The sequence below is a fragment of the Paenibacillus sp. FSL M7-0802 genome, assembly GCF_038004945.1.
In the GTDB taxonomy this organism is placed as follows: Bacteria; Bacillota; Bacilli; order Paenibacillales; family Paenibacillaceae; genus Paenibacillus; species Paenibacillus polymyxa_B.
The window spans coordinates 6,187,872-6,202,269 of record NZ_JBBOSD010000001.1; the positions used below are offsets into that span (position 1 = coordinate 6,187,872).

The 14,398-nt window shown below is 46.2% G+C and carries 12 protein-coding genes; 5 read left to right on the forward strand and 7 right to left on the reverse strand.

All coding sequences use genetic code 11. From position 1 onward, the window contains the following. Position 1 precedes the first annotated feature (1 nt). On the forward strand, positions 2–652 hold the full coding sequence (locus MHB54_RS28260) for an undecaprenyl-diphosphatase (RefSeq protein WP_075154155.1): 651 nt from the start codon (positions 2–4) through the stop codon (positions 650–652). Between the two features lie 42 nt (positions 653–694). On the opposite strand, the gene MHB54_RS28265 is transcribed toward MHB54_RS28260, so the two are convergent. The 3 genes from MHB54_RS28265 to MHB54_RS28275 all read right to left on the reverse strand — a co-directional run bounded on the left by MHB54_RS28265 (position 695) and on the right by MHB54_RS28275 (position 2,975). Beyond that, entirely contained in the window at positions 695–1,369 is a 675-nt protein-coding gene (locus MHB54_RS28265) for a phosphatase PAP2 family protein (RefSeq protein ID WP_264453823.1), read from the reverse strand. Positions 1,370–1,855: 486 nt separating this feature from the next. Continuing rightward, positions 1,856–2,689, reverse strand: coding sequence for a membrane protein insertase YidC (gene yidC / locus MHB54_RS28270; RefSeq protein ID WP_023988458.1), 834 nt, complete (start codon positions 2,687–2,689; stop codon positions 1,856–1,858). Then, positions 2,655–2,975, reverse strand: coding sequence for a hypothetical protein (locus tag MHB54_RS28275; RefSeq protein WP_023988457.1), 321 nt, complete (start codon positions 2,973–2,975; stop codon positions 2,655–2,657). The genes yidC and MHB54_RS28275 overlap by 35 nt, the downstream gene beginning before the upstream one ends. Before the next feature lie 232 nt (positions 2,976–3,207). Between MHB54_RS28275 and MHB54_RS28280 the strand changes: the two genes are divergently transcribed. Further along, positions 3,208–4,563, forward strand: coding sequence for an outer membrane protein assembly factor BamB family protein (locus MHB54_RS28280; RefSeq protein WP_023988456.1), 1,356 nt, complete (start codon positions 3,208–3,210; stop codon positions 4,561–4,563). 43 nt (positions 4,564–4,606) lie between these two features. Here MHB54_RS28280 and nadA read toward each other — a convergent pair whose 3' ends face one another. Beyond that, positions 4,607–5,713, reverse strand: coding sequence for a quinolinate synthase NadA (nadA, locus tag MHB54_RS28285; RefSeq protein ID WP_068938718.1), 1,107 nt, complete (start codon positions 5,711–5,713; stop codon positions 4,607–4,609). A gap of 166 nt (positions 5,714–5,879) precedes the next feature. Between nadA and MHB54_RS28290 the strand changes: the two genes are divergently transcribed. Together MHB54_RS28290 and MHB54_RS28295 are read left to right on the forward strand one after the other, a co-directional pair. Beyond that, positions 5,880–7,034 (forward strand): IscS subfamily cysteine desulfurase, encoded by a 1,155-nt coding sequence (locus MHB54_RS28290; protein ID WP_028541389.1) that lies wholly within the window; start codon positions 5,880–5,882, stop codon positions 7,032–7,034. Then, positions 7,031–7,570 carry a transcription repressor NadR gene (locus MHB54_RS28295; RefSeq protein ID WP_028541390.1) on the forward strand — a complete coding sequence of 180 codons (540 nt, stop codon included), beginning with the start codon at positions 7,031–7,033 and terminating at the stop codon, positions 7,568–7,570. Before MHB54_RS28290 ends, MHB54_RS28295 begins: the two co-directional genes overlap by 4 nt. 133 nt (positions 7,571–7,703) lie before the next feature. On the opposite strand, the gene greA is transcribed toward MHB54_RS28295, so the two are convergent. After that, positions 7,704–8,183 (reverse strand): transcription elongation factor GreA, encoded by a 480-nt coding sequence (greA, locus tag MHB54_RS28300; RefSeq protein ID WP_013310174.1) that lies wholly within the window; start codon positions 8,181–8,183, stop codon positions 7,704–7,706. A 365-nt stretch (positions 8,184–8,548) separates the two neighbouring features. Between greA and MHB54_RS28305 the strand changes: the two genes are divergently transcribed. Next, positions 8,549–8,896, forward strand: coding sequence for a hypothetical protein (locus MHB54_RS28305; protein WP_023988452.1), 348 nt, complete (start codon positions 8,549–8,551; stop codon positions 8,894–8,896). Positions 8,897–9,206: 310 nt separating this feature from the next. On the opposite strand, the gene MHB54_RS28310 is transcribed toward MHB54_RS28305, so the two are convergent. Next, on the reverse strand, positions 9,207–12,242 hold the full coding sequence (locus MHB54_RS28310; RefSeq protein ID WP_264453825.1) for an endonuclease: 3,036 nt from the start codon (positions 12,240–12,242) through the stop codon (positions 9,207–9,209). A 99-nt stretch (positions 12,243–12,341) separates the two neighbouring features. Then, complete coding sequence (locus tag MHB54_RS28315) at positions 12,342–14,243, reverse strand: serine hydrolase domain-containing protein (protein ID WP_264453827.1); 1,902 nt, start codon at positions 14,241–14,243, stop codon at positions 12,342–12,344. Between the last annotated feature and the right edge of the window lie 155 nt (positions 14,244–14,398).

Genomic DNA, 14,398 nt, shown 5'->3' on the forward strand with positions numbered 1-14,398 from the left:
CATGTTAATTAATGTAGATTATGCTTTATTTCACTGGATCAATGAACTGGCTAATTCCCTCGCCTTTTTGAATGGAACCATGCGTTTCTTGGCGCAATATGCACCATATTTATTCGGAGTGGCTTTGCTGATTTACTGGTTCACTTTTAAAATGCCGCATCGGATGATGGTTTTAGAAGCCGTTATAACGGTTTGTATCGGTTTTGTAATTAGTTGGGGCCTTGGACATTTGTTTTACAGAGATCGACCTTTTGTCGGACATTCAGTCATTCAGCTTGTTCACCATGATCCTAATGCTTCATTCCCAAGTAACCATGCACTTGGAGCGTTTGCTCTGGCTTCCATTTTATGGCTTCATCATCAAAAATTCCGTGTTCTCTGGGTTATCTTGGCTGTACTCATCGCAGTATCCCGCGTGTGGACCGGAGTGCATTATCCCTCGGATATTTTGGCAGGTGCGCTTATTGGTGCAGGTTGTGCCGTCGGCGTTCATCAATTCATTCGAAGCCGGAAGCTTCCTGGCATCTTCATGCAGGCGGCTATTATATTTTATGGAAAATGGGAGCAGAAGCTGGGGCTCAATCCTGGTGAACAGGCCAGAACTAAGATGACTGAACACACTTCCTCTGTCCAAATGAAAAGCAGACGCTAAAGCGTCTGCTTTTTTATATGCTTCATTTATTTATGCTACCTATTATGCTGTCGATTTGGAGCGAAGTGGCAGCATTCGTCGTTCTTCGTACCGCTGATAAAACCAAATACAAGCCGCCATCCAGCAGCCACTCATAAAATAGCCACCCACAACGTCGCTCGGATAATGTACGCCCAAATAAATGCGGCTCGTTCCGATTGCTACAATCAGCAGACTGCTGAGCACAATAAGAAGGATACGCCCCAGCCTAGAAGGAACATGCTTCCACACTAAAAATGTCAGCGCAGCGTACATGCTGAAAGCTGTCATGGAATGTCCGCTCGGAAAGCTGTATCCATTCTCTTCAATAATACGGTTAATCTCCGGTCTCGCACGCTGAAAAAGCAATTTCAGTATCGTATTCAGCATTACCGATCCCAACACAGCAGCCGCCAAAAAAAGCAGTTCTCTGCGGTGTCCCAATACTCTATAAAGCACGAACATGGCAATTAAAATGATGATCACAACTGGAATCCCGCTGCCGATCATGGTGAAAAATTTCATTAGACGGGTCATGGCGGGCGACTCCAGCTGTCGAATAGCCGTAATAATTTTCTGGTCAAAATACCGTATTTGATTGTCGCTCACCCATAATGCGATTAAGCCAAAACCGAGCGCACATACTATACATGTGAGCAGTGCTAAGGAAATGGGCAGCTTTGTTGGTGTTTTCTTCATTTTCTATAGTTCCTCCATAACATTCATTGCGTGATAAAACAAAGTCCAGCATTAGCTTTCGTATATATCTTACTTTACCCATTTTTCTGTTATCATTTCATTCAAAGACTAGGTGCATCCTCCACATGTCGAAACCCATTTTTTTGGAAAAGGTGGGGTCAGGCGCCCATGAGGTATCCCTGTTGGTATATAGCCGGGTGCTTTTTGCACGCTTCTCATGCAATAGCATCCGTCCTCCTTTATTTGATGATCATATCATTCTATGGACGTGGTTGGAGTTCTCATATAGCCTCTCCCAACTTTAAGAATCATTTTATAATATAAGGATTTCATATTGACTACAAAATCACAAGCGGAATGTAGCGAAAAAGCAGCATCAAAAAAGGACGCCATTCTAAGCCTTATAAACGGCTCGAATGACATCCTATGATTACACGTGGCATACTACAAGCGCAAATCTTAAGTTAAACAAATATCATCTTCTATTTAGGTTGGTGTGACTTCTCCAAGTTTAACCTTACTCTCTGCTTCCTCTATTGGATAGCGTCTGCGGAACCACAGCGACTGAAGCAGCAAAAAGGTGCCGCTTACTGTCCAATATAATGGCATGGCAGAAGGGGCATTAAAGGAAAAGACCGCCATCATAATCGGTGAAAGATAGCCCATGATCGCAAATTGCTTGCGCTGGTCAGGCGTCATCTGAAGCTGAGAAAGCTTGGCCTGTGCCAAGTATACAACTGCGACGACGATTGCCAAAATCCAGTCCGGCTGTCCGAGCCGGAACCATAGGAAGGAGTGAGACGCCAGCTCCGGGGTTAAGCGGATTGCAGTGTACATACCGCTCAAGATCGGGAGCTGAATGAGAATAGGCAGACAACCGATATTAAGCGGATTGAATTGATGCTCTTTATAAAGCGACATCATTTCCTGCTGCATACTCTGCTGGCTGGTGGTATCTTTCTTGTTTTCATACTTCTTCTTAATTCGGTCCAAGTCGGGCTGCATGGCGCTCATCTTACGCTTCATCCCCTGCTGGGCACGCGTTTGACGCATCATAAGAGGCAGTAAGGCCAGCCGGACAATGAATGTCAAAGTCATAATCGCCAGCCCAAAGCTTCCACCAAACCATTGCGCCAATTGCTGAATAAGCCAAGAAAGCGGGAACACCACGTAATGATTAAAAAATCCGGGTGTCTGTGCATTTATCTCCGCAGCATTCGCACCACAACCAGACAGCAGCATAACCACCGCCAACGCTACCATTAATCCTAATATCCGTTCTTTTTTACCCCAAAAGGTGAATCCCTTGAATCGTTTCATATGTTCCTCCTCGTTGATTGGCTGTGCCATCGTTCAACGAGGGAGAACAATCGGATGCATCTTCATCCGGCGCTTCCTTACGCCGGATATGTCGGGCCAGCCGGACAGGCATGTCCTGTCCACGGGCAGACATCGGCATCTGTGGAGAAGCATGCGACCTTACGGGCCCGCCTTCGACCCAGCATTCGGGTACATTGCCGTGCAAATGAGCGAGATATGCATAAGTCACTGTGCACAGCAAGCCGATTGTAAATAAATAAGGGAGTAGGTCCTGGAGCTCAAACAAGGGATTCACCTCCTTCGGTTTGTTGCTACAATTATAGCACGAAAACCGGACAAGCGACTAATCTTTAATTAGAGATACAGGTTGGACACAAGCAACTGAATTTAAGTATTTATGCTCAAAACAACCAAAATGTAAATACAACATGAAACTTTTGGGTTTATTTACAGTCTAATCAAAGGTGACTTTCTATAAAGCCTTACTCCCCTATTAACCATTAAAGGAGCCAGCGCGTATGAGAAAAACGATACACAGCACATTGTTTACAGGATTGGCGTTAGCCAGCATTGGGCTGCCCTTAATCAGCGATGGATTCACTGAAAAGGCAAGTGCAGAGCAATCTGCAGTCTCCATGAGTAACGCCGCTTATAGCACCACAATCCAGGCACCTGTGATCAAACCTTCCTGGTCTTTTCCCGTTATCCCAATCGATAGAAACCGATATCCAGATAAGGCGGTAGCAATAGCGGAAAACGGTAAGGTATTCGCGGTTGACTCGAACCATAGACTGGTTGCCCTTGAGGCCAGTTCGGGTCGGAAATTGTGGCAATATGGTGATCAACTTACCCCTGTTTTAACGTACAACAAAGGTATCATCTACGGAATGACACGAAGCGGTTCTATCTATGCCGTTACAGAAGCTGGCAAGAAAGTGTGGTCCACTCCGCTTGGATTTACTGAAGCATATGGTATTCAGCGCATTGGTCCAACTATATATATTATGCAATCGGTGCAAACGGCTGCCATTGATGCTGTCAGTGGCAAGGTGAAGTGGAAAATCAGTGAGGATAAGAACTCATACAGTGGTTTGGGCGAAATAATGGAAACTGACGGTGTGCTTATCCGCAACTATAATGTACAGGGCAGCCTGACCTTTGAACAGATTAATGCCTATGACGCTAAAACCGGCAAAAAGCTTTGGGACAGCTTCAGAAGTTCTTTTCCACTGGCCGTTAAAGACGGGATTGTCTACTCTGTTGCCAATACGTTTATGATTGATGATGACCCGGTAAATCGAAAAGTTACGATAGCACAGTACGACCTCAAGACAGGTGAATCCAAAGGAGATCGTCAGTACCGATGGACTGAGGCTGAAAATAAAGATGGCACTTTCCAATCTGGAGGCATATACGGTTCTGCTTTTTTGTACGGTAAAGACCTTTATGTCTTTCAGGGAAAGATACTAGCTTCCTATGACTTCTGGAACTATAAACCAGATAGCAAACCTGCTCGCAAGTGGGCGCAAAATGGCTATGATCAACTTGTTCCTTTATTGTCTATTCATGAAGGTCGCATGTTCTACCAAGATTTTAGTACATCCAGACTGACTGCTATGAAGCTGTCCTCAGGTCAATTCATTCATTACGACGGCGATAATCCGACCGTTCAAGCTGACGTATTCGGTAAAGGAGTCTATGTCGGGCAATCAGATGGCGTATTTCATGGCTATGATTTGATGAGCTTAAAGCCCGTGTTTGCTGTCAACACAGGCTCACGCTCCTTCGGTCCAACGCTCAAATCCGGTGGAATGATATTTATTCAAAGCGGAAACCGTCTGCTTGGCGTCAAGCTCCCTGCTTCTTTAAAATAAGACCAAAGATTTTAAGCAGCATTCTCGCTGGAACAGCAAAAGGTTAACGGATAGCAAGCATACGATTCAATGCTAGTACAGCATCCTGTCTGATCTGAGCATCCACACGAATCACACCCACAGGCTCACCCCGATCAAACTGCTCCATTGCCCACAGCAAATGGGGAAGATCGATCCGGTTCATGGTCAGACAGGGACACATATCGGGATTGAGCGATTCAATCTGCTGTTCAGGGTACTGCTGTTTGATTCGTTGCACGAGATTCATTTCTGTGCCAACAGCCCATTGGGTTCCCGGCTCTGCCGCGCGAATGGTATCGATGATGAATTTTGTGGAGCCCGCGCAATCTGCGAGCTGTACGACCTCATAAGAGCATTCGGGGTGCACGATGACCCGGATGTTCTTATCACGCTCGCGGACATTGCGAATGTGATCTACCGTGAATTTTTCATGAACAGAGCAATGTCCTTTCCATAAAATAATTTTTACGGTTGCCGGGTCCTGTTCAGTCTCCAGCTGATCGGTCATGGGATTCCACACGGCCATTTCAGCCAGCGGAATTCCAAGATCGTAAGCTGTATTGCGGCCCAAATGCTGATCCGGCAAAAACAAAATACGTTCCTTTTGCTTCAGCGCCCATTCCAGCACTTGTTTGGCATTCGAAGAGGTCACGGTAGCCCCGCCATGTCGCCCTACAAAGGCTTTGATCTCTGCTGTGGAATTTACATACGTTAACGGTATGATCGTATCTCCTACCCATTCCTGTAAATGCTTCCATGCTCGTTCTGTCTGCTCCACATTCGCCATATCTGCCATCGAGCAGCCTGCACGCATATCCGGCAGGACAACAGTCTGTCGATCAGTAGTCAGCATATCCGCTGTCTCGGCCATAAAATGTACCCCACAAAATACAATAAACTCCGCTTCCTGATTTTGTGCAGCCATTTGAGCAAGCTGTAGAGAATCTCCTGTTATATCAGCAAACTGAATAACCTCGTCCTTCTGATAGTGATGGCCCGGTATAAGCAGCTTGGGTCCCCATTTTTGTTTCAACTCGGCCACTCGCTGCTCCATGTCAGCAACCGTCAGTGTCTTATAATGCTCTGGTATAAGCCCTCTATTTCCTTGTAAAATGTCAAGCATAGACATTAGAATCCCTCCATATCGATGCGGCTGATCGTTTCCGCTCTCACGAACAGATAACCGCTTTGTGTACATAACTGTTTACAAGTGTCTTGACACTTATATTTACACATGACTACAATAATCTCAAGAGTTTTTGAATGGAATTATTTTTAAGCAGGGAGGAATTACTGTGATTTATCTGGACTATGCCGCTTCCACACCTATGTGTGACGAAGCTTTAAATATGTATAACGTATTAAATAAGGAAATGTTCGGAAATGCCAGCAGCCTCCATGATGCGGGCGGTCAAGCAGCCTACACGCTGGATTACAGCAGGCAACGAATAGCAAATATGATTGGCGGGCAAAAGGAAGGCATCTATTTTACAACCGGGGGAACAGAATCCAATATGTTGATTGTGCAATCAATCCTGAACGGGTTGCCGCCGCATAAAAAGCATTGGATCATGAGCGCTTTGGAACATCACTCGATGTACAACCTTGCTACTTTGCTGGAACGTCAGGGCTATGAACTGACCATTGTGCAACCGGATCGGGAAGGACGAATGACTCGCGAAGCTCTTTTACCTCACCTGAGAGAAAACACCGGACTTGTATCTGTACAACACGCCAATTCGGAAACGGGACTGGTTCAGGACCTTGCTGCCATATCTCCCCTGCTACACGAACGGGGTATTTTGCTGCACAGTGATGCGGTACAGACATTTGGGAATATTCTCTTAGATGTAGAAGCCATGGGAGTAGATGCACTCTCTGTATCGAGCCATAAAGTGTATGGCCCCAAAGGTGTCGGTGCTGCATATCTCAAACCCGGAACCCCGTGGCGTCCCGTGTACCCTGATACGCTACATGAAAACGGATTTCGTCCTGGAACGGTTAATGTTCCCGGGATTGCAGCCTTTGTCGCGGCGGCAGAAATGATGACCGAACAGATGGAGTCGCATCAGGAGCGATATGCTACCCTGAGAAGACACTTTATTAGGAAAATTCAGGAAAGATCCATTCCGTTACGTTGGGTCGTACAGGAAAGCGAGAATAAAGCAGTGCTTCATCATATAGTTGGATGTTTTTTTCACGGTTACGAGGGACAATATGTTATGCTGGAATGTAATCGCAGAGGTGTCTGTATATCAACCGGAAGCGCATGTGCCGCCGGACACCACGATCCTTCGCCTGCCTTACAAGCGCTTGGAGCATCCGACCGTGAAGCATTACAATTTATCCGTATTTCTTTCGGAAGGGCAACCACCATCGAGGAATTGAATGTACTGGTAGATATTTTGACAGACCTGACGCATCGACAAGAAAGGAGCTTATCCCGTTGACTGAATCTTTAAAGCGGTCAGGTACGGATCGCCGCGAGCAGCTGCTGTTGTGGCTGAAGAGCGAATCACCGCTGACCGGGAGCGAACTGGCACGCAGATCCTCCGTTTCCAGACAAGTAATTGTACAGGATATTTCCCTGTTAAAAGCAAGCCAAGAGCCTATCCTTGCAACGAGTCAAGGATACATTTATATGGAGCCTGCGGGTCAGACAGCCCCCTTAGCCTCACGTATTATTGTGTGTAAACATCGACCTGAACAGACAGAAGAGGAACTAAAGCTGATTGTGGACTACGGTGTAAGTGTGCAGGATGTTATTGTTGAGCATCCGGTATACGGGGATCTAACTGCTCCGATACGGGTTGGAACTCGCAAGGAAGTGGACGATTTTATCCGTAAAATCAGTTCCACCCAGGCCACTTATTTGTCCCAGCTGACGGGAGGCATCCACCTGCATACCTTGAATGCCTCGGATGAAGATAAAATTAACGATGCCTGCGCTGCACTGGAGCAAGCAGGCTTCCTGATGACGGACTAACTTAGTGCGCTATAGCGGAGTAAAGAAAATCCTGTCCAGTATGTGGAGTGCAACTGTGCTCCACATGGACGGTATGTAAGTAGCGAGAAATAAAAAAATCCCGGCCCCCTCATATAAGGGAATCGGGAATGAACTATGTGAGCTTAATTTCAAGCAACTCATATTTGATTACAGCCATGGGTGCATCCACATGAATGATACTGCCCACTTCTTTCCCCAAAAGTGCCTTGCCTAAAGGACTCTCATAGGAAATTTTGTTATCCAGAACATCCGCCTCAGCAGGACTTACAATTTTGTATTCCATCTTCTCCGAAAATTCGATGTCATTCAGAATGACAGTCGATCCGATACTAACGGTTCTAAGGTCTAAATTACTCTCGTCCACGACCCGGGCTTTGGTCAGCATCTTCTCCAATATGAGAATGCGGGTTTCCATAAATGCTTGGTCGTCCTTGGCTGAGTGATACTCACTATTTTCCTTCAAATCACCGTAGCTGATAGCCAACTTAAGCCGTTCGGCTAGCTCCTTACGTTTTACGGTCTTCAGTTCCTTAAGCTCATCCTCTAGCTTGGCCAATCCCTCTTTAGTTAACAATACTTCTTCATTCGACATATTTTATCTACAACTCCTATTTCAGCATTTGCTTAATTCCAATTCAACGCTCAAAAATACAATAAACGAACTAAACCGTTTCGGTCTAAACATTGCTGATTGGAAACGCTCTTGGGATGTATGCAAATTGCTCATTTGGCTTGCTTTATTGTAGTTTACTCTAAATCGGACCAACATGCGAAATAAATTACTGATAATAGTAGCCAACTACCTTCAGCCAGGGTGATTCTTATAGTAACCAATGCTCTCTTATTCGCATATCGTATGATCATAACGTATATTGATGAGCACATGCAGTGCCGCTGTCCTTGTCCCGAATTTTGTGAAAACCAGGCAGGAGCAGTATATGGCGGGAGGAAGATTCAATGGCTTCCTTAGGAAAGAATGGTAATGGGAATGGGAATCGTAAATCCAAATCCCCCCCCAACGGTCAAAAGAAAAATGGATTAAACAGTAATTCGGCTATCTTTTCTGCTCTTCAAGGGAAAAATGTGGAGGTCTTAGTGGCAGCCCTCCTACTAACAGGAAAACTAAACGTCGATTCCGTGACTTTATACAGACAAGCAACATTGTTTTTGGGACTCACAGGAAAATACAAAACATTAGCATCTACTCCTTCCAATGTCGATAATATGGTGAAATTTTTAAATGATAACGGGAACATGACACTGGACCAGGTAATACAGGCCTTTTCACAGAAAGTAAACAATTAACAAGTGGCGAAAGGAGATATTTGTGGTGAGTGAGTTTGATGGAGAATATTTTGCAGAGGTTGTCATTATTGTGATACTAGTTGCCTTGTTCTTCTATGGCTCCTCAGATATAGAGGGACTGTCTGCTCAACCAACACAATCCTAAAATGATAGTACCCGCTGCGGGTACTTTTTTCATGCTTCTCTCTTATATAAATACAGCTCGACAGAACACCATAGTGGCAGACATATCGTAAAAATAAAATAGAGCATCTATAGACTCTCGAAGGTCAATAGATGCTCTTGCTTTTTAACGATCCATCATTTTTACTTAACGTTCCTTCACTTCCACGCTTATCGTTTTACTACTAACTTCTCCTGAAGCATTGACTAGCTCGGCCCGATACTCATATGTACCCGGCTTTTGATTTTGGATGTTGGTGACTGCACTTTGGGCCTGCGGGCTTTGGCTTGGCAGATCCTGTGCGTCGATCAGTTCTCCATTTTCATATAAGTTGTATTTTGTCGCATTCGTGCCCCACCACATGTTCATTGTAAGGGTGTAGGTGCCGTCACCGTCCCAATTGTCATGAGACAGCACTGGAATGCCAGGGGATGCATCGGTCACTTCGACAGTTAATGGGTCGCTGGTCGTTTTACCAGAAGCGTTGATCAGTTCTGCAGTATACGTGTAGGTACCATTGGTCTTGCCTGTAACAGGAATGACTGCATGCTGTGCTCCAAGGGAAGCGGCTTGCAACGATTGGGTGCCAATCAGCTTGTCGTTTTCATACAACTTGAGCTCATCACCATTCGTACCCCACCACAGATTCATGGTGATGTTGTAGTTGCCATCCTTCAGCCCGGTGTCCTGCCCGTTATCATGCGACAGCACAGGTTTTCCTGGCACTTCACCTACAGCAGTCTTTTTGACTCTAACGGCTACAGGATTGGATACCACTGTTTGACCGTCCAAGGTGACGCTGGCTGTAATCTCCGCGCTCCCCTCTTTTAGGGCCTTAAGTTCTCCATACGTATCCAGTGAAACGGATTCATGACTGCTGATATACTGAACAGAAGCGCGGCTTAAATCAGCTTCGCTGCCATCTGTCAGCGTACCCTTGAGATGTGTCGCTGCCGTATCCCCAATGTTGAGGGTCGTTTGATCCAGTGAAAGCTCTACTTCCTGCAATGCTGCGCCTGTCTGAGCTGAAAAATCATCCAGTCCACGCGGTTTTAACTGATAATTCCCTTTGAAAATCGCCGAAATTCCCTTCAGCTTCACTTGCTGTCCTTCTTGATATGGAAAAGATGTCCGTGTTAAGCCTGTACGTGCATCGACGCGCACATGGTGACTTCCTTCACCAGATACTGCATCAAATTCAAACGAACCTACGGGAGTCGCGTCTATCACATTACGAATCATTGCCGTAGGAAGCTCAACTAACTGTCCTTGGTTCGCATCACTGAGTTCGGTGACTTGTACAGCTTCCGGCGTTTGTCCTTCTCCCGTTTTTTCAATTGCCACTGGATCGGTTAACTCTAGCTCACTATTATACAGTGCCAAGCTTGCTGTAAGCTTTACTCGATCACCTTGGTGAAAGCCGCTTTGGTTCTGATATACATAAATCCCACCACTTTCATCCTGCATGTAAAAGGCTTGACCCCCGAATGCACCTGGTTCTGTCGTCACAACACCCTCTAAGGTCACGACTTTGCCAGCCGGGAGACTCCGTGCTTCTGCGACACTGATACGAGCTGGAACCGTATTGCCTTCCTCAGGCAACGGCTGGGCCGGGACATCAGCCAGCACGACGGATTGGGTCAGCAGATTGCTGCCGTTTTGCCTCAGTCTAAGATTAGCTGAACCACTGGTTCCCGGCTTGATCCGCACCGTCAAGTCCTTATAGGCATGCCCTTTGCCGTTGGACTCCAGACTAAATGTTCCGCTATAGCCGTATGTGGTTGGCCAGCTTCCATCCGGATTTTGAATCTGGGCTACTTGATTGCCGCCCGCTACATAAATACCTGTGCTAAATCCGCTAATCGTGCTGTTAGGAGCCAGTTGGTCGGCAGTAACTCGAATTTGAAAAGGCTCTGCATTGGGCAGCTGCTCTTGACGAACGATGCTGTACACAGGCTGCGCACTGGCTGTAGGTCCGCCATAGGACCCTGCTTTGAATGTTTGCTGATCCCACCATTTGTAGCCGGCTGCGGGAGCGGACCAAGGCTCGGCTTGTGGTTCCGTGGAAGCCTGTGGCTCTTCAAAAGGCAGTAATGCCGTCGGCTGGTCCAGCTGTAAGCTTTTCACTTCCGTCAGGCTGGTATACTCCTCCTTGTTGGACAACCAGTCTACGATATTGACCAATAACACAGCGTCATCCTGCTCCTTAAAGCCGTCATACGTTGTCTTCTTGGTTCCTGTCTCTTCGCGCAAATATTTTGGCGTTGCATCTTCGACAGGAGACGAGTCCCCAATGAAAGCAGCTTTGCCTAGTCCTACTTTCGATACAGCTGCATAAGGTCCTTCTGGAATTCCGCCTCCGTTATAAACGCCCTGATCTACCGCGTTGCCCCAAGCCTGATTGGTTTTAGGAAGATATACGATTCCCTTGGCTTTCGCTGGGTCGATAATCGCGAGTGTTGATCCTGCATGCATTGCCACATTACTCACTCCAGCTGTAATGCCGAACGCCTGCGCTGGCTCGACAATCTGATTAGCCGTGATATCGCCTAATGCATTGTAGCGAAAGCGCACACCAAACTGGCTGCCCAGCCAATCTGAGCTGACTACGCCCTGCATTGCTGCCGAGCTTTTTTCTTCTGCACTCATTCCCTTCGCAGGGTCTTCCCATGCACCACGACGGTAGCCATTAATGCTCTCCGATCCGTCCCAGCGATTCTTGTTGCGGTCCGCGTTATAATGATCTCCAATGAAAAAAATACTATTGCCTGCTTTTACATACTGCTCCATTGCAGCCTGTTCGCTCTGTTTAAAAGGAATATTTGGCTCTGCCGTAACAAATACATCATAATTCTTTAGATCATTGTAAGTAATAGGCGTAGATTGGCGAAGCTCGTGTACATCATAGCCATTGCTCGCGAGGGCTTGGCCGAAGTCTGAAAATCCACCATCAATCACCCAATCTGCTGCGCCAGCTGTCTGTCCATGTGTATTATCAAACAGCACTTTTTTACCAGCGTTCTCATTGACCACTTTCGCAGCAATGAAGGGGGCTGGGTCCGCCGGACCTTCTGCCCGTACCGGTTGTATGCTGCCCGCAACACCAGCGTACAACGATAAAGTGAAAACCATAGCAGTTGCGTATTTGAAGCTACGGGATGTAAAGCGACGAAAGATTCCCATTATTCTCCTCCTGTTTGTTGGTTTAAAGCCCCTCTGGGGGGCATCAGATACAAATTTTAGCATTCATTTATGTTCGAATATGCATTGTTTTGTAAATCTTTAGGAATAATGAATAGGAAGTAAATTCCAATAAAAGAGATACACCGTATGCAGCAATGTGAGTACCGCAAATAGGATTTTCCCAGCAGCCCGGGGTCTCCTTTCCCCTGTAATCAGCTTTGCGCCATTCACGATCAATACCCATACGGCAATGAGAGCTGAAATGAGCGGTAACGTGCAAATTCCCCAGATATACCAGGCGGAATAGCCATACACTATCTGATTGTTACCATAGATGACCTGCACCCCGAGAAAAATCGAATTTAGTGACGCAATGAATGCAAGGTTGGACGAAATGTGATTATTCGTTTTACGGATATCTCTGATCACATATCTTACGATCCAAATCAGCAAGGTTGTGATGAAAAATAAGGAGGCGGCAGCGTAGCTGACAAGCAGAGTCCAGGTACGGTGCCAAAGTGTCGTCTGCTTCATGGTCTTACTGTCTGGGGCAACCATCATCCAAGTACCGTTTTCCTGATACAGCAAAATTTTAAGCTGGCCCCCCTTTTCCACAAACAATCCATCACCTGCTGCTTGAAACACTTTGTCTGTTGCTTCATTCTCATTTGGGTGTTTTCCTTTAACAATTAACGTATGATCATCTTGAATCCGCACGGTGTATGTAATGCTTCCCAGTATCCGAATCCATTTTCCCCAACCATGAACAGGATTAGAATCCACCTGATATACGCCCTCGATCTCTGGCGAAAGTTTCACTTGTGTGGAAGAGCGAGCTAGTGACTGCGAAACGGCCTGCGGCTCTGAGGGCAGCATTTGGGCTATCGCATGGATGACTTTTCCATGAAGCAGGGTGTCCGTGTCAGCTGAATTAATGATCACAAAAATACCAATCTTTTGGGACGGAATCAATACCATCTCAGAAATAAAATCATCAATTTCCCCGGTAGCCCACAGCATAGGTACTCCCGTCTCCAAATGACCCCGAAAAAATCCGTAGCCCACGCCATCCAGGCGTGCATCGACTGCAAATTGCTGCGCATGTATCACTTTTACCGTATGTGGCTGGAGCACCACTTTGCCCTCATACTTGCCTTGGTTTAAATGAGTGATCAGATAATGGGAAAACTCGTTGGGTGTGACGTTCAACGCTCCTGCTCCCGGCAGATTGATATACGACAAAGGCTGTTTCAAATACGCTCCATCCTTCCACTGATACGACTGGGCCAGTGCAGGATGATTTAACGGCAATTCCAGTGTCGCGCTGGGCATATTCATCGGCTGGAACAGATGTGTACGGAGGTAATCATTCAGTCCCTGACCGCTTACTTGCTCCACGATATTACCGATCAGACCGTAGGCGACATTGCTGTAATCATACTGAATTCCAGGTTTGCGGATGGGAGGCTGATTTTGAAAATACGTGCTGAGATACTGCTCTGTGGGCAAAACGCCTGCCCGAGTTGAGCTGTTAATGTTGTACAGCGCTTCATCCAATCCCGAGGTATGTGTCAAAAGCTGATGCAAATTGAAAGGCTGATTTTGGTATTGCGTAGCTTTATAGCTGTGGAGATAGCTGTTCACGTCTTCATTCAAATCAAGCTTGTTTTGCTCAACCAGCTGCATCGTGGCACTTGCACTAAATGATTTGGTTAGAGAGCCGACACGAACAATGGTCTTTGCTGGATCAAATGCCACTTTCCGCTCCAGATCTGCATATCCATAGCCTTTACTAAAAAGGATTTGGTTTTCCTGGGTCACGACGACTGCAGCCCCCGGAATATGCAATTTTTCCAATTCTGTACTCATAATATTGTCCACTGTTTTTTCCAATGAATCAGGTGTTATGCTGTCTGTTGCCCATGCCGAAGCAATGAGCAGGTTCCAGAGAAACAACGCTGCTAAAAATGTGGATAGGTAGCAAAAGCCTTTATTCTTCATATTGAAGTACCATCCTTACGTATGAAGTTGATTTAATGATTTGAACCGTGCGGTGATTGCATAGCGAGCAGATATTTATACTCCGTATGGAAGCCATCAGCATGGCGCTATGGAATCATCGCACTTCCCATCGCGGGAGTGCACATAATAAAGCG